Origin of the sequence: Streptomyces sp. NPDC060027, assembly GCF_042737005.1 — a bacterium.
GTDB lineage: Bacteria > Actinomycetota > Actinomycetes > Streptomycetales > Streptomycetaceae > Streptomyces.
In genome coordinates this window covers 25,756-46,351 of record NZ_JBHWVI010000050.1, presented here as the reverse complement: position 1 = coordinate 46,351, position 20,596 = coordinate 25,756, and the positions used below count along the sequence as shown (strand labels likewise).

The 20,596-nt window shown below is 70.4% G+C and carries 20 protein-coding genes and 1 pseudogene; 9 read left to right on the top strand and 12 right to left on the bottom strand.

Annotated elements, in window-relative coordinates:
- Positions 1–186: 186 nt before the first annotated feature.
- The 5 genes and pseudogenes from ACFWBT_RS15625 to ACFWBT_RS15605 form a co-directional block, all read left to right on the top strand.
- Positions 187–465 (top strand): annotated as a pseudogene (locus ACFWBT_RS15625) (ATP-binding protein); the annotation flags it as partial.
- Between the two features lie 266 nt (positions 466–731).
- Positions 732–1,571 (top strand): RNA polymerase sigma factor SigF, encoded by an 840-nt coding sequence (locus ACFWBT_RS15620; protein ID WP_385700147.1) that lies wholly within the window; start codon positions 732–734, stop codon positions 1,569–1,571.
- A gap of 477 nt (positions 1,572–2,048) precedes the next feature.
- Positions 2,049–3,113: a Rieske 2Fe-2S domain-containing protein gene (locus ACFWBT_RS15615; RefSeq protein WP_385700144.1), complete on the top strand. Its 1,065-nt coding sequence runs from the start codon at positions 2,049–2,051 to the stop codon at positions 3,111–3,113.
- The gene (locus tag ACFWBT_RS15610; protein WP_385700153.1) at positions 3,110–3,385 is read left to right on the top strand and encodes a hypothetical protein; all 276 of its coding nucleotides are present in this window, start codon (positions 3,110–3,112) and stop codon (positions 3,383–3,385) included. Before ACFWBT_RS15615 ends, ACFWBT_RS15610 begins: the two co-directional genes overlap by 4 nt.
- Positions 3,382–4,317, top strand: a complete 936-nt coding sequence (locus tag ACFWBT_RS15605; protein WP_385700141.1) for a PDR/VanB family oxidoreductase — start codon at positions 3,382–3,384, stop codon at positions 4,315–4,317. The genes ACFWBT_RS15610 and ACFWBT_RS15605 overlap by 4 nt, the downstream gene beginning before the upstream one ends.
- On the opposite strand, the gene ACFWBT_RS15600 is transcribed toward ACFWBT_RS15605, so the two are convergent.
- Positions 4,268–5,083 (bottom strand): IclR family transcriptional regulator C-terminal domain-containing protein, encoded by an 816-nt coding sequence (locus tag ACFWBT_RS15600; protein WP_385700140.1) that lies wholly within the window; start codon positions 5,081–5,083, stop codon positions 4,268–4,270. The two genes, ACFWBT_RS15605 and ACFWBT_RS15600, sit on opposite strands and share 50 nt — an antisense overlap.
- 185 nt (positions 5,084–5,268) lie before the next feature.
- Between ACFWBT_RS15600 and ACFWBT_RS15595 the strand changes: the two genes are divergently transcribed.
- Genes ACFWBT_RS15595 through ACFWBT_RS15580 form a run of 4 tightly spaced genes read left to right on the top strand, consistent with a single transcriptional unit; the run spans position 5,269 to position 8,694 of the window.
- Positions 5,269–6,240: an ABC transporter substrate-binding protein gene (locus tag ACFWBT_RS15595; protein ID WP_385700138.1), complete on the top strand. Its 972-nt coding sequence runs from the start codon at positions 5,269–5,271 to the stop codon at positions 6,238–6,240.
- Positions 6,237–7,046 (top strand): ABC transporter permease, encoded by an 810-nt coding sequence (locus ACFWBT_RS15590; RefSeq protein ID WP_385700135.1) that lies wholly within the window; start codon positions 6,237–6,239, stop codon positions 7,044–7,046. The genes ACFWBT_RS15595 and ACFWBT_RS15590 overlap by 4 nt, the downstream gene beginning before the upstream one ends.
- 32 nt (positions 7,047–7,078) lie before the next feature.
- Positions 7,079–7,861 (top strand): ABC transporter permease, encoded by a 783-nt coding sequence (locus ACFWBT_RS15585; RefSeq protein ID WP_385700151.1) that lies wholly within the window; start codon positions 7,079–7,081, stop codon positions 7,859–7,861.
- Between the two features lie 20 nt (positions 7,862–7,881).
- Positions 7,882–8,694 (top strand): ABC transporter ATP-binding protein, encoded by an 813-nt coding sequence (locus ACFWBT_RS15580; protein ID WP_385700133.1) that lies wholly within the window; start codon positions 7,882–7,884, stop codon positions 8,692–8,694.
- Positions 8,695–8,777: 83 nt separating this feature from the next.
- Here ACFWBT_RS15580 and ACFWBT_RS15575 read toward each other — a convergent pair whose 3' ends face one another.
- From ACFWBT_RS15575 to ACFWBT_RS15525, 11 genes are all read right to left on the bottom strand, one after another.
- A complete protein-coding gene (locus ACFWBT_RS15575) occupies positions 8,778–10,379 on the bottom strand; it encodes a glycoside hydrolase family 13 protein (RefSeq protein WP_385700130.1) in 1,602 nt (533 codons plus the stop codon).
- Between the two features lie 39 nt (positions 10,380–10,418).
- Complete coding sequence (locus tag ACFWBT_RS15570; protein WP_385700127.1) at positions 10,419–11,294, bottom strand: carbohydrate ABC transporter permease; 876 nt, start codon at positions 11,292–11,294, stop codon at positions 10,419–10,421.
- Entirely contained in the window at positions 11,291–12,262 is a 972-nt protein-coding gene (locus ACFWBT_RS15565; RefSeq protein WP_385700125.1) for a carbohydrate ABC transporter permease, read from the bottom strand. The genes ACFWBT_RS15570 and ACFWBT_RS15565 overlap by 4 nt, the downstream gene beginning before the upstream one ends.
- 8 nt (positions 12,263–12,270) lie before the next feature.
- Positions 12,271–13,620: an ABC transporter substrate-binding protein gene (locus tag ACFWBT_RS15560; protein WP_385700123.1), complete on the bottom strand. Its 1,350-nt coding sequence runs from the start codon at positions 13,618–13,620 to the stop codon at positions 12,271–12,273.
- Between the two features lie 163 nt (positions 13,621–13,783).
- Entirely contained in the window at positions 13,784–14,782 is a 999-nt protein-coding gene (locus tag ACFWBT_RS15555; protein ID WP_385700121.1) for a LacI family DNA-binding transcriptional regulator, read from the bottom strand.
- Positions 14,783–14,859: 77 nt separating this feature from the next.
- Entirely contained in the window at positions 14,860–15,549 is a 690-nt protein-coding gene (locus tag ACFWBT_RS15550) for a GntR family transcriptional regulator (protein WP_385700118.1), read from the bottom strand.
- 104 nt (positions 15,550–15,653) lie between these two features.
- Positions 15,654–16,655 carry a proline racemase family protein gene (locus ACFWBT_RS15545; protein ID WP_385700116.1) on the bottom strand — a complete coding sequence of 334 codons (1,002 nt, stop codon included), beginning with the start codon at positions 16,653–16,655 and terminating at the stop codon, positions 15,654–15,656.
- Positions 16,656–16,700: 45 nt separating this feature from the next.
- On the bottom strand, positions 16,701–17,600 hold the full coding sequence (locus ACFWBT_RS15540) for a dihydrodipicolinate synthase family protein (RefSeq protein WP_385700113.1): 900 nt from the start codon (positions 17,598–17,600) through the stop codon (positions 16,701–16,703).
- A gap of 91 nt (positions 17,601–17,691) precedes the next feature.
- Positions 17,692–19,140 (bottom strand): FAD-dependent oxidoreductase, encoded by a 1,449-nt coding sequence (locus ACFWBT_RS15535; RefSeq protein ID WP_385700110.1) that lies wholly within the window; start codon positions 19,138–19,140, stop codon positions 17,692–17,694.
- Positions 19,133–19,432: a (2Fe-2S)-binding protein gene (locus ACFWBT_RS15530; protein ID WP_385700107.1), complete on the bottom strand. Its 300-nt coding sequence runs from the start codon at positions 19,430–19,432 to the stop codon at positions 19,133–19,135. Before ACFWBT_RS15530 ends, ACFWBT_RS15535 begins: the two co-directional genes overlap by 8 nt.
- Positions 19,429–20,580: an NAD(P)/FAD-dependent oxidoreductase gene (locus ACFWBT_RS15525; RefSeq protein WP_385700105.1), complete on the bottom strand. Its 1,152-nt coding sequence runs from the start codon at positions 20,578–20,580 to the stop codon at positions 19,429–19,431. Before ACFWBT_RS15525 ends, ACFWBT_RS15530 begins: the two co-directional genes overlap by 4 nt.
- Positions 20,581–20,596: the final 16 nt, after the last annotated feature.

Sequence of the window (20,596 nt, the reverse complement as noted above, 5' to 3'; positions counted from 1 at the left end):
GGCAGTTCGTGTCTGCCAGGCCCTGCTGATCTCGACTACGAGAGAAACCATAGCCAGACGATCTCCCAATGTCTACTCCAGCCAGCATAGATTTTCGTGTCCCTTGTGAGGAGCAAGTCGCTCTCGAACAACGACGACGGCCGGTGCACGCGAGAGCGTCCGGTCCTTCCTCAAGGATGGCGGGACGATGCTGCGGACACCGTGGTCCTGGTCGTGTCCGAACTCGTCACCAACGCCCTGCGCCACGGCGGCGGTGCCTACACCCTCGACCTGGCGGCACACCCGGACGGCATCGAGGTGGCCGTGCACGACCACAGCTCGCAGGCACCCCGCATCCGCACCCGGGACCTGAACGGCGGCGCCGACGGCTTCGGCTGGCCCATGGTCCACCATCTCGCCCGCACCACCACGGTCACCCGCCACCCCTCCCGCGGCAAGACCGTGAGCGCCCTCCTCGACCGGTAGGGCCACGCCGCCGCCCGAGGAACGTCGGGCACGGGCCACCACGGCCTTCACCGACACGGCATCCCGACGAGTCGGCGAGGCCCGTGTCGGACCACGCACGCCCGATGGGTTAGCCTCCCTTCCGCCTTCGCTCCTGAGGCGGGATCACGGAGTGGCGGATCCACCACGGAATTTCCTGGCATGCATGCCTCAAGTGGGGGTACGCCGTCTCTGGCCGCTCAGGAGCAGGCGGCATCTGAGGCTGGACCACGCAGGAGGGGACGAGCATGACAGTGACCGAGACGACCGGGGCGCGGACCGTCGTGCTGCCGGAGATCAGCGACCCGTCGCAGATCGCGCCGAAGGACGCCCGCGAGCTGTCGAAGCTGTTCTTCGACCAGCTCGCCGTCCTCGAAGAGGGCACGCCCGAGTACCAGTACGCGCGCAACACCCTCATCGAAATGAACATCACCCTCGTCCAGTTCGCCGCCTCCCGCTTCCGCAGCCGAGACCGGGACGAGATGGAAGACCTCGTCCAGGTCGGCACCATCGGCCTCATCAAGGCCATCGACCGGTTCGAGCTGACCCGCGAAGTCGAGTTCACCTCCTTCGCCGTCCCCTACATCGTCGGCGAGATCAAGCGCTTCTTCCGCGACACCACCTGGGCCGTCCACGTCCCGCGCCGCCTGCAGGAAGCCCGTGTCCAACTGGCCAAGGCCACCGAGGAACTCCGCAGCCGGCTCGGCCGCACTCCCACGGTCAAGGAACTCGCCCAGCTGATGTCCCTGTCCGAGGAGGAGGTCATCGAGGCCCGCAAGGCCGCCAACGGCTACACCTCGGCCTCCCTCGACGCCGCCATCACCTCCAGCGAAGACGGCGAAGCCGCCCTCGCCGACTTCATCGGCATCGACGACACCGCCCTCGAACTCGTCGAGGACTTCAACGCGCTCGCCCCTCTGATCTCCCAGCTCGACGACCGTGAACGCCGCATCATCCACATGCGGTTCGTCGACGAACTCACCCAGGCCCAGATCGGCGAACACCTCGGCGTCTCCCAGATGCACGTCTCCCGCCTCCTCAACCGCACCCTCGCCAAGCTCCGCGAAGGCATGCTCACCACCAACTGAGCACAGCAGCCCACAACACACCGGCGTTGCTCTCCTCCCCCCATGCGGCGGAAAGGGGACAACGCCGGTACACGCCACGACGCGTCGGCACGGACGCTCCCCCTGCTCGCGGTGCGGCACTTCGCCGCTGGCAGCAGCCGGACTCAGAACCTTCCTGGCCACACCGCCCGAGACCAACCGGGCCACTCCTGGGCTGAGTCACCATCCGGCAACAGCCCTGTTTGCGCTAGCCGGAGCAGGCGCCCCATGCGCGTCACCGGGAGACGAACGGCCTGTCGACGACCGTCTCTCTGCGTCGTTCAGTCGGCAATCCGCTCGCGTTTCCTGCCCCCAATCCCTCGCGCTCCCTGCCCGGCCTGCGACAGCACGCTTACGTGGCATTTCATCGGACGTCTTCCGTGAGACGGAAGTCGTGTTGCAGCCCAGTGATGTCTGCCCGAACGATGCCACCACCATCAGAGACGGGAGCCGGCCTTCATGCCTCACATGACGTCCTTCGCCAGGAACCAGTGGTACGTCGTCGCCTACACCTACGAAGTCGGGCGCGCGTTGCTCGGACGGACGGTCCTCGGTGAACCGCTCGTCCTCTACCGGGCCGAGGAGGACGGGTCGGCCGTCGCCCTGTCCGACCGCTGTGTGCACCGGCGCTTCCCGCTCTCGGAGAGCCGGCTCGACGGTGACCGGATCGTGTGCGGCTATCACGGGTTCACGTACGACACGACGGGCACCTGCGTGTACGTGCCGGGGCAGAAGCGGATCCCGCGCACCGCCCGTGTCGCCGCGTACCCGGTGGTCGAGCAGGACCTGTTCGTCTGGGTCTGGATCGGCGACCCGGCCCTCGCCGACCCGGCGGCCGTCCCGCGCGCCCCGCACATGGACTCGCCGGACTGGACGACGGTCAGCGGCATGGAGCCCATCGACGCGGACTACGGACTCCTCGTCGACAACCTCCTCGACCTCTCGCACGAGACGTATCTGCACGGCGGCTACATCGGCACGCCCGAGGTCGCCGAGACGCCGATCGCCACCGAGGTCGACGAGGGCGCGGGCATCGTGCGCGTCTCGCGGCACATGGACGACGCGGAGTGCCCGCCGTTCTACGCCCGTTCGACCGGGATCGAGGGCCGTATCACTCGCTGGCAGGACATCGAGTACCACGCGCCCTGCCTCTACCTGCTGCATAGCAGGATCGCGCCGACGGGTGTGCTGCCGGAGGCGGACGGCAGCGACCCGAACGCGTTCCACACCGAGATCACGTACGCGATCACGCCGTCCGGCGACGGCAAGGTCTACGACTTCTGGGCGGTCTCCCGCGACTTCGCCCGCTCGGACGACGAAGTCACCACCTTCCTGAGGGACTTCAACCACACGGTCGTGATGCAGGACGTCGACGCGCTCAACCTCCTCCAGAAGACCCTCGGCACCGAACGCGACGGCTACCAGGAGCTGAGCATCAACATCGACACCGGTGGCCTCGCCGCCCGCCGTATCCTCGCCCGGCTGGTCGAGCAGGGCGAGAAGCCCGTGGAGAGGGTCCTGTGACCGCCCCGACCGGCGAGATCTACCGCGTGGACTGGGTACCGGGCACCGACGTGCTGCACGGAACCTGTCACTGCGGCGCCGAGCACACCGCCGAGGACCCGATCGCGATGTGGGAGTGGATGCTCGCCCACCCCGAGGGTCACGAAGCACCGGGGAACGGCCTCGGATCACGGGCGGGCGACCGGGGACCGCGGGGCGGCGAACCCGGGCCGCGGGGAGACCGGGGCGGGCCGCGTGAAGGCGGCCCCGCACCGTGGGGGAAGGCATCATGACCGCGCACGGAGCCGAACTCGTCGTCGGGCGGCGGGAGTTTGTCGCCGACGGCGTGCTCGCCCTGACCCTGCGCCATCCGCTCGGCGCGGAACTCCCGTCCTGGGAGCCGGGCGCCCACATCGACGTCGTCCTCGGTCCGGACCTGGAGCGGCAGTACTCCCTGTGCGGTGATCCGACGGACCGCAGGGCCTGGCGGATCGCGGTGCTGCGCGAGCCGGACGGACGGGGTGGATCGGCGTACGTCCACGGGCAGTTGGCGGAGGGTGACCTGGTCCACGTTCGCGGTCCGCGCAATCACTTCGCGCTGGCGCCCGCCTCGCGCTACCGGTTCGTCGCGGGCGGCATCGGCATCACCCCGATCCTGCCGATGCTCGCCGCGGCCGAGGCGGCGGGCGCCGAGTGGTCGCTGCTGTACGGCGGGCGCACCCGTGGATCCATGGCGTTCACCGGGGAGTTGGGACGGTTCGGGGACCGGGTCACCCTCGCTCCGCAGGACGAGACCGGGCTGCTGGACCTCGCCCCCGTGCTCGACGAGGTCCCCGAGGGCACCCTCGTCTACTGCTGCGGCCCCGGGCCGCTGCTCGACGCGGTGGAGGAGCGGTGCCCGGCCGGACCGCTGCACGTGGAGCGCTTCCGGCCGAAGCCCGGGCAGGAGGGCGGGGAGACGGGGTTCGAGGTCGTTCTCGACCGGTCGGGGCGCACCCTGAACGTCGCCCCCGGCGTCTCCGTCCTCGACACCGTGCGCGCCGCCGGTGTCGAGGTGCTCTTCTCCTGCACCGAGGGCACCTGCGGGACCTGCGAGACGGATGTGCTCGAAGGGACGCCGGACCACCGGGACTCGGTGCTGACGGACGAGGAGCGGGAGGCGGGCGGGACGATGCTCATCTGTGTGTCCCGCTGCCGCGGGAAGAGGCTCGTGCTGGACCTGTGACCGCGAGGTCCCCCTCGATCCGCGCGACCGTCGCCAGCAGGTGGGGAAGCAGGTCGCGGCGGACGGATTCGAGGCTGTTGCGGCTGGCGTGGACGGGGATGTTCGCGGCCGCCACCACGGTGCCGTCCCGGTCCCGCACCGGGGCGGCGACCGAGCGCAGACCCTCCTCCAGCTCCTGGTCGACGATGGCGTATCCCTGCCGCCGCACCCGGCCGAGTTCCGCCTTCAGAAGGGCCCGCGAGACGATCGTGCGCTCCGTCAGGGACCGCAGATCGGCCCGCTCCAGCAGGGCGTCGATCTCCGCGTCGGCGAGGTGCGCGAGGATCACCCTGCCCACGGAGGTGACGTGCGCGGGGAAGCGGGTGCCGACGGTGATCGTCGCCGTCATGATGCGCCGGGTGGGGACCCGTGCCACGTACACGACGTCGTCGCCGTCGAGGACGCAGAGCGAGCTGGACTCCCCCACCTGTTCGGCGAGTTGCTTCAGATGCGGCAGGGCGATCTCCGGGAGGGTGAAACCGGAGAGGTAGGCGTAGCCGAGTTCCAGCACGCGCGGGGTGAGCCGGAAGACCCGGCCGTCCGTGCGGACGTACCCGAGATCGACCAGGGTCAGCAGAAAGCGGCGTGCCGCGGCGCGGGTCAGGTCGCAGCCGCGGGCGACCTCACTGAGTGTCAGTTCCGGTCGGTCGGGCCCGAATACGCGGATGACGGCGAGTCCGCGTTCGAAGGATCGGACGAAGTGGGGCGCTCGGGCTGCTGCAGGCATCGTCGCCTCCAGAGGGACACACGGAGCGCTCCCGCGGGTGCCGAGAGCGCGTTTCAGTAACTGTCAACAATATTGTTAGCCAAGGCCATTGACCCGGCACGGACAGGGTTCTACCTTCGCGCTGAGCACCATTGTGCGGTGTGCGCACAACCTGTCGGAACACTTTCGTCTGCACAGGAGGAGCCATGCGTCGTCTGCTCGCCGGTATCGCGGTCGGAGCCTTCCTGGTCGCCGCGTCGGCCTGCGGTTCGTCCGACGGCGGTGGCGCCTCGGACAAGAACTCTTCGTCCGGCGGTACCACCACCGTCAAGGTGGGGATCATCCCCATCGTCGATGTCGCCCCGGTCTATCTGGGCCAGAAGAAGGGCTTCTACAGCAAGCGCGGCCTGAAACTGTCGATGACGGCCGCGCAGGGCGGCGCGGCGATCGTGCCGGGTGTCGTCTCCAGCCAGTTCCAGTTCGGGTTCTCCAACATGACCTCGCTGATGATCGCCCAGTCCAACGGCGTTCCCGTGAAGGGCATCGCCAACGGCGTCGCGTCGACGGGCGTCGACGGCAAGGACTTCGGCGCCATCACGGTCAAGAAGGGCAGCGCCATCACCTCCGCGAAGGACCTGGAGGGGAAGAAGGTCGCCGTCAACACGGTGAAGAACATCAACGAGACGGCCGTCCGCGAGTCGGTGCGCAAGGCGGGTGGCGACCCGTCCAAGGTGAAGTTCGTCGAGCTCGACTTCAACCAGATGCCCGCGGCCCTCGACAGCGGCCAGATCGACGCCGCCATGGTGGTCGAGCCCGCCCTCGCCACGGTCAAGAGCCAGGGCGGCACCGAGATCGCCTCGTCCCTGGTCGACGTGGCCAAGGACCTCACCGTCGCCATGTACTTCACCTCGAACCAGTACGCGACACAGCACCCCGACGTGGTGAAGAAGTTCCAGGAGGCCACGGCGGAGTCCCTGGCCTACGCCGACGCCCACCCGGATGAGGTCCGCGACATCGTCACCACGTACACGAAGATCCCGACGGCCGTGCTGGCGAACGTGACCCTGCCCAAGTGGCCGGCCGAGCCGAACCGGACCTCGATCGAGGCGCTGGAGAAGCTGGGCGAGCGGGACGGCCTCTTCAAGTCGGCGCCCGATCTGGACAAGCTGCTGCCGTGAAGCGGAAGCAGGCGCGTGGCGGTGGCTCCGCCGGGTGGGCCGTGAACGCCGCTCTGGGCGCCGCCGGGCTCGCGGCCTTCCTCGCCCTCGGCGAGGTGGTGCCGCGGCTCGGCGTGGTCAAGGAGGAGTACTTCCCTCCGACCAGCCGGATCGCCCGGGCCCTAGGCGACGAGATGTCCGACGGCGCCTTCTGGACCGACCTCGGCGACACCCTGACCGGCTGGGCGCTGGGCCTGGCGATCGCGGTCGGTGCGGGCATCGTGGTGGGCGTGGTCGTCTCGGTGGTGCCGCATCTGCGCGAGGTGACCGCCTCGACGATCGAGTTCCTGCGTCCCATCCCCTCCGTGGCCCTGATCCCCCTCGCCGTCCTCCTCTACGGCACAGAGCTGCGGTCGGTGCTCCTCCTCGTCGTGTACGCGTCCTTCTGGCAGGTCCTCGTCCAGGTCATGTACGGCGTGCGGGACGTCGACCCGGTGGCGGAGGAGACGGCGCGCTCGTACGGGCTCGGCACCTGGGCCCGGGTCCGCCATGTGCTCTGGCCGACGGCCCTCCCGTACGTCATGACGGGTGTCCGGCTGGCCGCGGCGGTCGCGCTCATCCTCACCGTGACCGCCGAACTCGTCATCGGCGCACCGGGGTTGGGCGCGCGCATCGCGGTCGCCCAGACCTCGCAGGCCGTACCCGAGATGTACGCGCTGATCGTGGTCACGGGTCTGCTGGGACTGCTGATCAACGTGGGTGCGCGGTCGGTGGAGCGGCACGCGCTGGCCTGGCACCAGTCGGTGCGCGGGGAGGTGGCGGTATGACGGACGTCCCGCCCGAACCGACCAGTCCGAGCATGTGGGGAAGCCTCCCCCTGCGGGTGCTGTTCGTGGCCGCGCTCCCGGTGCTGCTGCTCGTCGTCTGGTGGCTCGCCTCGGACGGCAGCACCGACGTCTACTGGCCGCCGCTGCGCACGATCCTCAGAACGTTCCCCGACGTCTGGACCCGCGACCGGCTCCGCGCCGACCTGGTGCCCAGCCTGCTGCGGCTGCTCGCCGGCTACGCGGCGGCGGCCGTCGTGGGTGTCGCCCTCGGCACGGTCATCGGCTCGTACCGGAAGGTGCGGGCGGTGTGCGAACCGGTCCTGGAGTTCCTGCGGGCCGTGCCGCCGCCGGTCCTCGTTCCGGTCATCATGCTGTTCGCGGGCATCGGGGACACGATGAAGATCGTCGTGATCGCGAGCGGCTGTGTCTGGCCGATCCTGCTGAACACGGTCGAGGGCGTGCGCGCCGTCGACTCCGTGATGTCCGAGACGGCCCGCTCGTACGGCATCACCGGACCGGCCCGGATGCGCTCCGTCGTCCTGCCGTCGGCGAGCCCGCAGATCTTCGCGGGCCTGCGCCAGGCGCTGTCCATCGGGATCATCCTGATGGTCATCAGCGAGATGTTCGCGGCCAGCAACGGACTCGGCTTCACCATCGTTCAGTTCCAGCGCGGCTTCGCGATCCCCGACATGTGGACCGGAATCCTCGTCCTCGGCCTGCTCGGCTTCGTCCTTTCGGTCGTCTTCCAGCTGGTCGAGCGCCGGGTGCTCGGCTGGTACCACGGTCTTCGGGAATCCTCCCGGCGGTCCTCGTGACGCTCGCGAAAGGGCGGTCCATGCACGCGTCTTTGTTCGTATCCGGCCTGCGGAAGGTCTACGAGGGGTCAGGGCGCCGGGTGGAGGCGGTCCGGGACCTCACCTTCACGGTGGACGCGGGTGAACTCGTCTGTCTGGTCGGCCCGTCGGGCTGCGGCAAGACCACGCTGCTGAAGTGCATGGGCGGGCTGCTGACTCCGACTTCGGGCGAGGTGCTGCTCGCGGGCCGGCGGGTGAGCGGTCCGCCGCCCGGCATGGCGTTCGTCTTCCAGGAGTACGGACGCAGCCTGTTCCCCTGGATGCGGGTCGGCGAGAACGTCGAACTGCCGCTGAAGCAGAAGAAGCTGAGCAGGACGCGGCGGCGGGAGCTGGTCGCCGACGCGTTGGAGTCCGTCGGGCTGGCCGATGCCGCGGGGGCCTATCCGTGGCAGCTGTCCGGCGGGATGCAGCAGCGGGTGGCCATCGCGCGGGCCCTCGCGTACGAGCCCGAGGTCCTGCTCATGGACGAGCCGTTCGCGGCCGTCGACGCGCAGACCCGCGCCGATCTGGAGGACCTGGTGCGGCGGCTGTGGCGCCAGCGCGGCATCACGATCCTGTTCGTGACCCATGACATCGACGAGGCCGTCTATCTGGGCGAGCGGGTGCTGGTCCTCTCGGCCTCCCCCACCGTCGTGCAGGAGCAGCTGAAGGTCGATCTCCCGGAGGAGCGGGACCAGTTGCACACCCGCGTCGCCCCGCGCTTCGCCGAGTTGCGGACCCATGTGTACGAGCAGATCCAGGCGGCGAAGCGCGGGGAGCCGGTCACGAAGACAGATGCTCCTCCACCTCACTGAGCCGGCCGGTGCCGGCGGTGACGTTCAGCCGCCCGGCACGGGCAGGGTCCTGGTGCGGGCCAGCGGTGGCCGGTCCGGTGGTCTCAGGCGCGCAGCCATACCGCCGTGTCCGGCGGGAGGAACCCGTCGGCGTCCAACGGGCCGCTGCCGAGCAGGAGTTCGGCGTGCTCCGGCAGCTCGACCGGTCCGTCGGCCAGATTGACGACGCAGCGCAGACCGTCCGTACGGGCGAAGGCGAGGACGCCCTCCGGTGCGGGCAGCCAGCTGAGGGGGCCGTCGCCGAAACCCGGTTCGGTGCGGCGGATGCGGAGCGCGCCACGGTAGAGGCTCAGCATCGAGGCGGGGTCCTCGGACTGGCGATCGGCGGCGTGGGCGGGCCAGCCGGCCGGTTGCGGCAGCCAGGGGTCGCCGCCGAATCCGGCGTACGGCGCCTCGGCCGCCCAGGGCAGCGGGACCCGGCAGCCGTCACGGCCCGGGTCCGTGCCGCCGGACCGGAAGTGCATCGGGTCCTGGATGCTTTCGAGCGGCAACTCCACCTCGGGCAGGCCGAGTTCCTCGCCCTGGTACACGTACACCGAGCCGGGCAGGGCGAGCGAGAGCAGTGCGGCGGCGCGCGCCCGGCGGGTGCCGAGGGCCAGGTCGGTGGGCGTGCCGAAGGCCTTGGCGGTGAAGTCGAACCCGGTGTCGGTGCGGCCGTAGCGGGTGACCGTGCGGGTGACGTCGTGGTTGCACAGCACCCAGGTGGCGGGCGCACCCACGGGGGCGTGCTCAGCGAGGGTCTCGTCGATCGAGGTGCGCAGCCGCACGGCGTCCCAAGGGCAGGACAGGAAAGAGAAGTTGAACGCGGTGTGCAGTTCGTCGGGGCGCAGATAGCGGGCGAAGCGCTCGGTGTCGGGGAGCCAGACCTCGCCGACGAAGACCCCGTCGTAGGCGTCGGCGACCGCCCGCCAGGAGCGGTAGATGTCGTGGAGTTCGTCGCGGTCGACGTAGGGGTTCGGGTCGCGGCCCTCGACGAAGTCGGGCAGGTCGGGGTCCTTGGCGAGCAGCGCGGCCGAGTCGATGCGCACCCCCGCCACCCCCCGCTCGAACCAGAAGCGCAGGATCTCCTCGTGCTCCTGGCGGACGGCCGGATGGGCCCAGTTGAGGTCGGGCTGCTCGGGGGTGAAGAGGTGGAGGTACCAGTCGCCGTCGGGCAGCCGGGTCCACACCGGTTCGGCGGAGCCCGCGAACTGGGACGGCCAGTCGTTGGGCGGGAGTTCGCCGTGCTCGCCGCGGCCGGGGCGGAAGTGGAAGAGCTCGCGCTCCGGTCCGCCCGCCAGCGCCGCCCGGAACCAGGGGTGCTGGTCGGAGACGTGGTTCGGCACGATGTCGACCAGGGTGCGGATGCCCAGTTCCCGGGCCTCGGCGATCAGTTTCTCCGCCTCGGCGAGTGTCCCGAAGGCCGGGTCGATGGCGCGGTAGTCGGCGACGTCGTAGCCGCCGTCGGCCAGGGGTGAGAGATACCAGGGGTTGAACCACAGTGCGTCCACGCCGAGTTCGGCGAGGTAGGGGAGTCTGGCGCGGACGCCCGCGAGGTCGCCGGTGCCGTCACCGTCACCGTCCGCGAAGCTGCGGACGTACACCTGGTAGATGACGGCGGAACGCCACCACGCGGACTGATTTCGGGCAGGGCGGGGCTGTCCCACGGTGCGTTGCCTTTCGTTCGAGGAGGTCACGTACAGGCGTCAGCCCTTGGTGCTGCCCGCGCTGATTCCGGCGATGATGTGCCGCTGGAACACCAGGAACATCACGACCATGGGGATGCTGGCGATCACCATCGCGGCGATGAGCACGGTCAGTTGGATGTTCTGCGACAGCTGGACGAGTGCCACGCTGATGGGCTGCTTGTCGGTGTCGGAGAAGACCATCAGCGGCCAGAGGAAGTCCTGCCAGACGGCGACCAGGGCGAAGATCGACACGACTCCGAGGACGGGCCGGGACATCGGCAGCACGATCGACCACAGGGTGCGCAGTTTTCCGGCGCCGTCGATCTCGGCGGCCTCCAGGACGTCGCGCGGGATCTGGTCGAAGAAGCGTTTGAGGAGATAGAGGTTGAAGGCGTTGGCGACGGCCGGCAGCCAGATGCCCAGCGGGTCGTTGAGCAGGCTGGTGTGGATGAGGGGCAGGTCGGCGACCGTCAGGTACTTCGGGACGACCAGGGCCTGCGCCGGGACCATCAGGGTGGCGAGGATGCCACCGAGGATCACCTTGCCGAAGGCCGGCTTCAGTTTGGACAGGGCGTACGCGGCGGCGGTGCAGAGGACGAGCTGGAGGATCCAGGCCCCGGCCGCCTGGACGACCGTGTTCCACAGGTGCGTGGGGAGGTCCATCAGGTCCCACGCGTCGGTGTAGCCGGACAGGTGCCACTGGTCGGGTACGAGGGTCGGCGGTGTGCGCGTCACCTCGTCCGGCGACTTCATGGCGCCGGTCACCATCCAGTAGACGGGGAACAGGAAGGCCAGCGCGAACAGCAGGACGACACCGCAGAAGACGGTCCAGTAGACGGCCTTGCCGCGGGGGCGGGCCAGGGTGAGCGGGGAGACCAGGGTGCGGGTGCTCATGTGTCGTCCCCTTCCGAGCGGGTCAGCCGCAGGTACAGGGCGGAGAAGGCGCTGAGCAGGACGAGCAGCATGACGCTCAGCGCGCAGGCCCCGCCGAAGTCGTTGTAGAGGAAGGCGTACTTGTAGATCAGGTACAGCACCGTGACGGTCTTGTCCTCGGGTCCGCCACCGGTGATCACGAACGGTTCCGTGAACACCTGCATGGTGGCGATGATCTGAAGGAGCATCAGCATGAGGATGACGAAGCGGGTCTGCGGGATCGTGACGTGCCGGATCCGCTGCAGGAGGCTCGCGCCGTCCAGCTCGGCCGCCTCGTACAGCTCGCCGGGGATGCTCTGGAGCGCGGCGAGGTAGATGAGGACGGTGCCGCCGAGATTGGCCCAGGTGGCGACGATGACCAGCGAGACGAGGGCGGTGTCGGCCCCGTTGGACCAGTTCGAGGTCGGCAGGTGCAGGAATCGCAGCGTCTCGTTGGCTAGGCCCGCTCCGGGGTCGTAGAACCACTTCCACAGCAGGGCGCTGACCACCGGCGGGATCATCACCGGCAGATAGACCACGACTCTGAAGAAGGCCTTCGCGTGCCTCAGTTCGTTGAGCACCAGCGCCATCACGAAGGGGACGGCGAAGCCGATGAGCAGGGCGAGGACCGTGAAGGTGAGGGTGTTGCGCCAGACGGCGGTGAACTCCGGGTCGTGGAAGACCCGGGTGAAGTTGGCGGTGCCGACCCACTCGCCGCCGCTGCCCGGCGTGTACTCCTGGAACGCGATCACGACCGCACGGATCGCCGGGTACCAGGAGAACAGCGCGAAGCAGAGCAGGCCGCCGATCAGGAAGGCGTAGGCGCGGGACTGGTCGGCCAGGCGCCGGCGCCAGGGGGGCCCGGGCCGGCGTCCCGCCGACCGCGGCGCCTCCGGCACGCCGACGGCGGCCGGAGGGAACGCCGCGGGGGGCTTCGATGCGGTCTTCATGAACGGTGTCAGCCTCGGGCCAGAATGGAGTCGATCTTGCCGGAGGCGTCCTTGAGGAGCTGGTCGATGTCGGCGTCCTTCTTGGTGAGGACCGCGGACACGGCGCCGTCGAGGACGGAGTAGATCTGCTGGGCCTGCGGGGGCTCGATCTTCATCTGCAGGCTCTGGTTGCCGTCGAGGAAGGCCTGGTAGTTCTCCACCGGCACGTTCGCGTTGGCCTTCTTGACCTCCTGGTCCTTGGCGTCCGCGGCGCCGGTGAACAGGCGCGGCTCGGGCAGGCCGACCGGGGCGTCGTTCTGCTTGGCGCGGGCGTAGTCACCGAGGAAGCCGTCGCCTGGCGTCAGGAACATGTGCTCCAGCCACTTCAGGCCGGCCTTGATCTGCTCCGGAGTGGCCTTCTTGTTGAACATGTAGCCGTCGCCGCCGATGAGCGTGCCCTTGCCGCCGGGCATGGGCGCGAGGGCGAGGTCCTTGTAGTTCCCGCCCTTCTCCTTGACGAGGATCGGGATGTTGTCGGGCGCGGAGAGGTACATGCCGAGCTTGCCGGAACCCATCATCTGCTGGACGTCGTTGATGACCAGCAGCTGCTTGGTGCCCATGGAGTTGTCGCTCCAGCGCATGTCCTTGAGGTTCTGCAGGACCGCCTTGCCCTCGGGGCTGTCGATCGTGGACTTCTTGCCGTCCTCGCCGACGACGTTCCCGCCCTGCGAGTAGAGCTCGGCGGTGAAGTGCCAACCGCCCTGGTTCTGGGCGCTGTAGTCCGCGTAGCCGACCGTCCCCTTGCCGAGCGCGGCTATCCTCTTGGCGTCCGCGCGCAGCTCGTCCCAGGTCGTCGGGGGCTTGTCGGGGTCGAGGCCGGCCTTCTCGAAGAGCGCCTTGTTGTAGATGAGGCCCATCGAGTAGCCGGTGCGGGGGATGCCGTAGATCTTGCCGTCGACGGTGTAGATGTCGCGCAGTTGCTGCTGGATGGTGCTGTAGCTCTTGAGGTCCTTGACGTAACTCGTGATGTCGGCGGCCTGGTTGACGTCGACGACGTGCTTGGCGTCGGTGAAGTACGTGTAGAACACGTCCTCCATCTGGCCGCCGGCCAGCTTGGCGTCGAAGGTCTTGGGGTCCTGACACGGGAACGCGTCGTGGGCGACGACGTCGATGTCCGGGTTGGCCTTCTCGAACGCCTTGATGTCGGCGTCGAAGAACGAGCGGTCGACCTTGGCGCTCTTCGGCGGCTCGCAGTTGACCGTGATGCGGGTCTTTCCGTCGGCCGTGTCGTCGTCGTTCGAACCGCAGGCGGTGGCGGCGAGCGCGAGGGAGGACGCCATGAGCATGACGGCGGTACGGCGGAACCCGGTGCTTCTCATTGGTGGACCCCTTTGGGCAGGAGCGAGGAAGGCCCACGGCGGGTGTGCCGCCGTGTTCTGGCGCCGCACACTCAAGCACCGCCGACATCTGTCCGCAAGATGTCGCGCAGAATCTGTAATTATTTGACAGCAGAAGAGGTCCCTGCGGCGGGTGTTTGCGCCCTCAGCCGCGGGGCGCTTGCGCGGTCGACCCGCGCACCACCAACTCCGGTTCGAACAGCAGCTCTTCGGCGGTGACACTGCTGCCGCCGATCTGCGCGTTCAGCAGTTCCACCGCGGCGCGCCCCATCGCCTCGATCGGCTGGCGGACCGTGGTCAGCGGGGGTTCGGTGCAGTTCATGAACGCCGAGTCGTCGTACCCGACGACGGAGATCTCGCCCGGGACGCTGAGCCCCTTGCGCCGGGCGGCCCGTACGGCGCCGAGCGCGAGCGGGTCGCTGGCGCAGATGATGCCGGTCACCCCGCGGTCGAGCAGCCGGGTGGCCGCGGCCTGACCGCCCTCCAGCGAGAACATCGCCCGGGCGACGTGCTCGTCGGGCAGGTCCGGCGCGAGGGCGCGCGCTGCCGCCAGTTTGCGGCCCGAGGGCATGTGGTCGCCGGGGCCGAGGACGAGCCCGATCCGCTCGTGGCCGAGCGAGTCGAGATGGCGCCAGGCCTGCTCGACGGCGACGGCGTCGTCGCAGGAGACGCAGGGGAAGCCGAGGTGCTCGATGGCCGCGTTGACCAGCACCACCGGAATGTTGCGGTCCGCGAGCTGGCGGTAGTGGTCGTGCGGCGCGTCGGCCTGCGCGTACAGACCGCCGGCGAACACCACGCCGGAGACCTGCTGCTGGAGCAGCAGCTCCACGTAGTCGGCCTCGGAGACGCCGCCCTTGGTCTGGGTGCACAGCACCGGGGTGAGGCCGAGCTGCGCGAGCGCTCCGCCGATCACCTCGGCGAAGGCCGGGAAGATCGGGTTCTGCAGCTCGGGCAGGACGAGGCCGACGAGCCGGGCGCGTTCGCCGCGCAGCTGGGTCGGCCGCTCGTAGCCGAGGACGTCGAGGGCGGAGAGCACCGCCTGCCGGGTGGAGTCGGAGACTCCCGGCTTGCCGTTGAGCACCCGGCTGACCGTGGCCTCACTGACCCCGACCTTCTTGGCCACCTGAGCAAGTCGTCGCGTCATGTGCGCAAGAATAGCGCAAGAAATGCAAGCTGCTTGCGTAGAAGTTCGCCCACTTCACGCTCGCGTCAGCGGCCCTGTCAGGGTGCGGCCCACAGACCGCGGACATGGCCCAGGTGGCGCGTCATCACCGCGCGCACGGCGTGCTCGTCGCGGTCGAGCAGGGCGTCGAGGAGTTCCAGGTGCTCCTCGGCCGAGGCCTCCAGACGGCCCGCCTCGACCAGGGCGTTGAGCCCGTACAGGCGCGAGCGCTTGCGCAGGTCGCCGACGACTTCGACCAGATGGGAGTTTCCCCCGAGGGCGAGCAGACCGAGATGGAAGCGGATGTCCGCCTCCACGTAGGCGATGAGGTCACCGGCCGCCGCCGCGGTCACGATCTCCCGGGCGGCCGGACGCAGCGCCTCCAGCGAGACGGGGTCCGCCGTGGTGGCCAGCCGCACGACGGTGGGGATCTCGATGAGCGAGCGGATGTGGGTGTACTCGTCGAGCTGTTTCTCGGAGACCGCCGTGACCCGGAACCCCTTGTTGGGCACCGTGTCGACCAGGCCCTCCTTGACCAGGTCGAGCATGGCCTCGCGGACCGGTGTCGCGGAGACGCCGAACCGCGCCGCCAGCGTGGGCGCCGAGTAGACCTCGCCGGCGCGCAGTTCGCCGGCGATCAGCGCGGCGCGCAGCGCGTCGGCCACCCGCTCGCGATAGCTGCTCTTCTTGCCGCCCAGCGTGGGCAGGTCGGGAGCGGCTGAGGGTGCGCTGCTGCGCTGGGCGGCCATCGGGGTCTCCTCGTACGGGCCGGCGCGTCGTCTCGCCGCACCGGCCATGTGCCATATCACGTGTTACTCGGACTACCAGTATCTACGTCCCGGAGCGGGGCCGCTCACAGGACGAATCCGGCCGGGAACGGGTCCGTGGGGTCGAGCAGGTACTGGGCCGTCCCCGTGATCCACGCGCGCCCCGTGAAGCTGGGCAGCACGGCGGGCGTTCCGGCGACCTCGGTGGTGCCGAGCAGCCGGCCGGTGAACCGTGTCCCGATGAAGGACTCGTTCACGAACTCGGTGTGCAGCGGGAGTTCACCACGGGCGTGCAACTGGGCCATACGCGCGCTGGTCCCCGTACCGCAGGGCGAACGGTCGAACCAGCCGGGGTGGATCGCCATCGCGTGCCGCGAGAAGCGGGCCGTCGCCCCGGGAGCGTACAGGTGGACGTGGTGGCAGCCGCGGATGGACGGGTCCTCCGGGTGCACGGGCTCGCCCTCGGCGTCGATCGCGTCCATCAGCGCCAGTCCCGCCGCGAGGATCTCGTCCTTGCGGGAGCGGTCGAAGGGCAGGCCGAACTGTTCCAACGGCAGGATCGCGTAGAAGTTCCCGCCGTAGGCCAGGTCGTAGGTCACCGTGCGCCCGTCGGCGAGCGTGGCCCTGCGGTCGAGGCCGACGGCGAACGACGGCACGTTCTTGAGCGTGACCTCCCTGGCCGCGCCGTCCTCGACGGCGACCTCGGCGACGACGAGGCCTGCCGGGGTGTCGAGCCGGATCGTGGTGACGGGCTCGACGACCTCGACCATGCCGGTCTCCACCAGCACGGTCGCCACCCCGATGGTGCCGTGCCCGCACATCGGCAGATAGCCCGACACCTCGATGTAGATCACGCCGTAGTCGCAGTCCGGGCGGGTGGGCGGCTGGAGGATGGCGCCGCTCATCGCCGTGTGGCCGCGCGGCTCGTTCATCAGGAGCTGTTTGATGTCGTCGCGGTGCTGACGGAAGTAGAGCCGCCGCTCGTTCATGGTCGCGCCGGGGATCGTGCCGATCCCGCCGGTGATCACCCGGGTGGGCATGCCCTCGGTGTGCGAGTCGACGGCGTGCAGGACGAGTTTGCTGCGCATGGGACTCCTGAGTGGTGTCGGCGAGGGGCTGGAGGTCGGGACGGCTCAGGCGAGACCGGCGGCGACGGCCTGCTCCGTGGCCAGGCGCACGGCGGCCTCCTGCTCGGGCAACAGCGAAACGCGCGGTGGCCGGACCGGACCGCCGTGGCGGCCGACGAGGTCCATGGACAGCTTGATGGCCTGGACGAACTCGACCCGGGAGTCCCAGCGCAGCAGCGGGTGCAGCTGTCGGTAGAGCTTGCCCGCCGTGTCGAGCTCACCGGCGACCGCGGCGCGGTAGAGCTCGACGCTCGCGCGGGGCAGCGCGTTCGGGTAGCCGGCCACCCAGCCCTTGGCGCCGGCGACGGCGAGTTCGAGCAGCACGTCGTCCGCGCCGATCAACAGGTCGAGGTCCGGGGCGAGTTCGGCGATGCGGTAGGCGCGGCGTACATCGCCGGAGAACTCCTTGACCCCCTGGATGGAACCGGCGGCGTGCAGCTCGGCGAGGAGTTCGGGCACCAGGTCGACCTTGGTGTCGATCGGGTTGTTGTACGCGACGACCGGGACGCCCGCCCGGGCGACCTCTTCGTAGTGGGCGAGCACGGAGCGCTCGTCCGCGCGGTAGGCGTTGGGCGGCAGCAGCATCACGGCGCCGCAGCCCGCGTCCCTCGCCTGCTCCGCCCAGCGGCGGGCCTCGGCGGAGCCGTACGCGGCGACGCCGGGCATCACCCGGGATCCACCGATCGCGGCGACGGCGGTCTCGACGACCTTGGCACGCTCTTCGGGCGTGAGCACCTGGTACTCGCCGAGCGAACCGTTCGGTACGACGCCGTCGCAGCCGTTCTCGACGAGCCACGCACAGTGCTCGGCGTACCGGTCGTGGTTCACGGAGAGGTCGTCGTTCAGCGGGAGCGCGGTGGCGACGAGGACTCCGCGCCAGGGGCGGCTGTCGGGGCTGACGGTCATGAGCTGCTCATCCCTCTCGATAGGGTGTGACATTTTACTGTGGTCGACGTCAGGAGCGGGGTCGAGTGGAGCGGGGTCGTCGCGGGGCGGGTCACTCCCGGGCGGGGGGCGAGCCCGCGCCCGGGGTTCCGTCGTCGCCGTCGACACCGGCACGGGCCAGCACGCCGAGCGGCACCGGGCGCGCCAACAGCCTTCGTGCGGGCGTCTGTTCGCAGCCGACGAGCCCGGCGACCGCAGGTTCGCACACCCGGCCCTGGCACCACCCCATCCCGGCCCTGGTGAGCAGTTTGACCGTCCGTACGTCGCCCGCGCCGAGGTCGGTGACCGCCTCGCGGACGCGGCCGGCGGTGACCTCCTCGCAGCGGCACACGACGGTGTCGTCGGTGACCTGGTCCGTCCAGTGCGCGGGCGGCGCGTACACGGTGTCGAGCGCGGCGAAGAAGGTACGCGTCCTCGTACGGGACCTGACCGCCCGGGCCACCGCGCGCGGGTCGGGTCCGGTACCGGAGAGCCGGGCGGCGATCGACCGGCCCGCGAGGTGCCCCTCGGTGAGGGAGAGGGCGGAGCCGCCGATGCCGGTGGTCTCGCCCGCGGCCCAGACGCCGGGCACGTCGGTGCGCTGCTCGTCGTCCACATCGACCCTCGGTCCGTCGATTCGGCAGCCGAGCGCTTCGGCGAGGTCGGTGTGCGGGATCATCCCGTGTCCGACGGCGAGCGTGTCGCAGGGGATGCGGCGCCCGGTTCCGGTCCTGACCCGCCCGTCGGGGCCGAGCCCGGCGACGGTGACGGCTTCGAGCCGCTCCTCGCCATGGGCCTCGACGACGGTGTGCGACGGGACGAACGGCACGCGATGACGCAGGAGTCGAACGGCGTAGCGGGCTCCCTCGGCGAGCTTGCCCGGCTGAGCGGTCAGCGCCCCCGCCCCGCGGACGAACGCTCTCGGGTCGGCGGACTCCACGAGGGCCGCGACCTCCACTCCGGCGGCCGCCAGTCCGGTCGCCACGGGCAGCAGCAGCGGTCCGGTGCCCGCGACGACGGCGGTCCGACCCGGCACGACGAGGCCGCCCTTGAGCATGGCCTGGGCGCCGCCCGCGGTCACGACACCGGGCAGGGTCCAGCCGGGGAACGGCAGCACCCTCTCGTATCCACCGGTGGCGAGGAGCACGGCGTCGGCGCGCACGGTGACGGAGCGTTCCTGGAGCGGGCCGAGGAGGGAATGGACCGTGAATCCGGGTCGGGCGCCCGCCCCGGCCCGTTCCACCAGCCACACATGATGGTCCGTCAAGTGCTCGATCGCACCCGCCTCCAGGTGCCCCGCGAGCCCCTGTTCCAGCCGTTCCCAGGTACGCCACTGGTGGTGCAGCGCACGGGGCCGCCGGGCACCGAGACCGCTCGCGGGCCGGCGGTAGAACTGCCCGCCCGCCGCCGCGGCCGAGTCGATCAGCGTCACGTGGATGCCGCGTGCCGCCGCGGCGAGGGACGCGGCGAGACCGGCCGGGCCCGCGCCGATCACCGCGAGGCGGTGGCGTCCGTCAGTCATCGTGGCCGGTGCCTTCCTGCGTGCGGATCGTGTCGCCCGGCGCCAGCGGGACCAGACAGGCCCGCTGGTTGGGGCGGTCGTTGACGGTGACGAGGCAGTCGAAGCAGACGCCGATGCCGCAGAAGACGCCGCGGGGCCGGCCCGCGTCGCGGGTGGTGCGCCAGGAAGTGACGCCCGCGGCCCACAGTGCGGCGGCGACGGTCCGGCCGGGCAGTGCCTCGATGTCCCGGCCGTCGAGGGTGACGGTGAACGCGGGGCCGGGTTCGGCCCGTACGAGGTCCAGGGGGTTCACGCGGCCTCCTCGGGGAAGCGGTCGGGCCGGAACGGCGCGAGGTCGAGGTCGGGCGTCTTGCCGGCCAGGATCTGCGCGATGAGCTGTCCCGTGCCGGTGGACAGTCCGATGCCCGCCCCTTCGTGCCCGCAGGCGTGGAAGAGACCGGGCGCTCGGGGGTCGGGGCCGATCGCGGGCAGGTGGTCGGGCAGGTAGGGCCGGAAGCCGAGATAGGTCCGCAGGGCGCGCACCTCCGACAGGAAGGGGAAGAGCCGCGTGGCCCCCGCGGCCAGTTCGCGTACGACGGGCAGCGAGAACGACCGGTCGAAGCCGACCCGTTCCCGGCTCGCGCCGATCAGGATCGGGCCGGCCGCGGTCCCCTCCACCACCGGCGAGGTCTGGAGCGCGGCCGAGTCACTCGCGACATCGGCGACGTAGTCCGCGGCGTACACCTTGTGGCGCACCCGGCGCGGCAGGGGTTCGGTGACGAGGACGAAGCCTCGGCGGGGCAGTACGGGAAGGGTGACACCGGCGAGGGAGGCCACCGCGGCGCCCCAGGTGCCCGCCGCGTTGACGACGGCAGGCGCGTGCAGATCACCCCGGTCGGTGCGCACGCCGCGGACCGAGCCGTCCCGGGCGCGCAGCACCTCGGTCACGGTGCGCCCGGTCAGCAGCCGCGCGCCCGAAGCCCGGAGAAGATGCGCGGCGGCCAGGGCGGGCATCACCTGGGTGTCCTGCGGATAGCGCACGGCGCCCGCGAGTCCGGGCGCCAAGTACGGTTCCAGATCGTGGAGTCGGTCGGCGGTGACCGGTTCGGCCAGCACACCGGCCGCCCGCTGGCCCGCGGCGAAGGTCTCCAGCGCGGCCAGGCCCTCGGGCGTGGCGGCCACGACGACCCCGCCCTTGGCCTCGTACTCGATCGCCTCCGCCCGTTCCTGGGCGAGGTCGGCCCACAGGCGCCCGGAGAGCAGCGCGAGGTCGAGCTCGGGCCCGGGTTCCTTGTCGGAGACGAGCAGGTTCCCCTCCCCCGCGCCGGTCGTGCCGCCGGTCACCGGGCCGCGGTCCACCACGGCCACGTCGAGGCCCGCGCGAGCCGCGTACAGGGCGCAGGCCGCGCCCACCATGCCGGCTCCGACGACCACGACATCGCAGGTAAGTGGCTTGCTCACCTCAGTACTATGTCAC

Excerpts from the sequence above, each read along its gene's own strand:
- ACFWBT_RS15545 (WP_385700116.1), bottom strand. The coding sequence starts at position 16,655 with ATGCGCAGCAAACTCGTCCTGCACGCCGTCGACTCGCACACCGAGGGC.
- ACFWBT_RS15555 (WP_385700121.1), bottom strand. The coding sequence starts at position 14,782 with ATGACGCGACGACTTGCTCAGGTGGCCAAGAAGGTCGGGGTCAGTGAG.
- ACFWBT_RS15595 (WP_385700138.1), top strand. The coding sequence starts at position 5,269 with ATGCGTCGTCTGCTCGCCGGTATCGCGGTCGGAGCCTTCCTGGTCGCC.
- ACFWBT_RS15535 (WP_385700110.1), bottom strand. The coding sequence starts at position 19,140 with ATGACTGACGGACGCCACCGCCTCGCGGTGATCGGCGCGGGCCCGGCC.
- ACFWBT_RS15620 (WP_385700147.1), top strand. The coding sequence starts at position 732 with ATGACAGTGACCGAGACGACCGGGGCGCGGACCGTCGTGCTGCCGGAG.
- ACFWBT_RS15560 (WP_385700123.1), bottom strand. The coding sequence starts at position 13,620 with ATGAGAAGCACCGGGTTCCGCCGTACCGCCGTCATGCTCATGGCGTCC.
- ACFWBT_RS15585 (WP_385700151.1), top strand. The coding sequence starts at position 7,079 with ATGTGGGGAAGCCTCCCCCTGCGGGTGCTGTTCGTGGCCGCGCTCCCG.
- ACFWBT_RS15570 (WP_385700127.1), bottom strand. The coding sequence starts at position 11,294 with ATGAGCACCCGCACCCTGGTCTCCCCGCTCACCCTGGCCCGCCCCCGC.
- ACFWBT_RS15540 (WP_385700113.1), bottom strand. The coding sequence starts at position 17,600 with ATGACCGTCAGCCCCGACAGCCGCCCCTGGCGCGGAGTCCTCGTCGCC.
- ACFWBT_RS15550 (WP_385700118.1), bottom strand. The coding sequence starts at position 15,549 with ATGGCCGCCCAGCGCAGCAGCGCACCCTCAGCCGCTCCCGACCTGCCC.
- ACFWBT_RS15600 (WP_385700140.1), bottom strand. The coding sequence starts at position 5,083 with ATGCCTGCAGCAGCCCGAGCGCCCCACTTCGTCCGATCCTTCGAACGC.
- ACFWBT_RS15605 (WP_385700141.1), top strand. The coding sequence starts at position 3,382 with ATGACCGCGCACGGAGCCGAACTCGTCGTCGGGCGGCGGGAGTTTGTC.
- ACFWBT_RS15615 (WP_385700144.1), top strand. The coding sequence starts at position 2,049 with ATGCCTCACATGACGTCCTTCGCCAGGAACCAGTGGTACGTCGTCGCC.
- ACFWBT_RS15580 (WP_385700133.1), top strand. The coding sequence starts at position 7,882 with ATGCACGCGTCTTTGTTCGTATCCGGCCTGCGGAAGGTCTACGAGGGG.
- ACFWBT_RS15565 (WP_385700125.1), bottom strand. The coding sequence starts at position 12,262 with ATGAAGACCGCATCGAAGCCCCCCGCGGCGTTCCCTCCGGCCGCCGTC.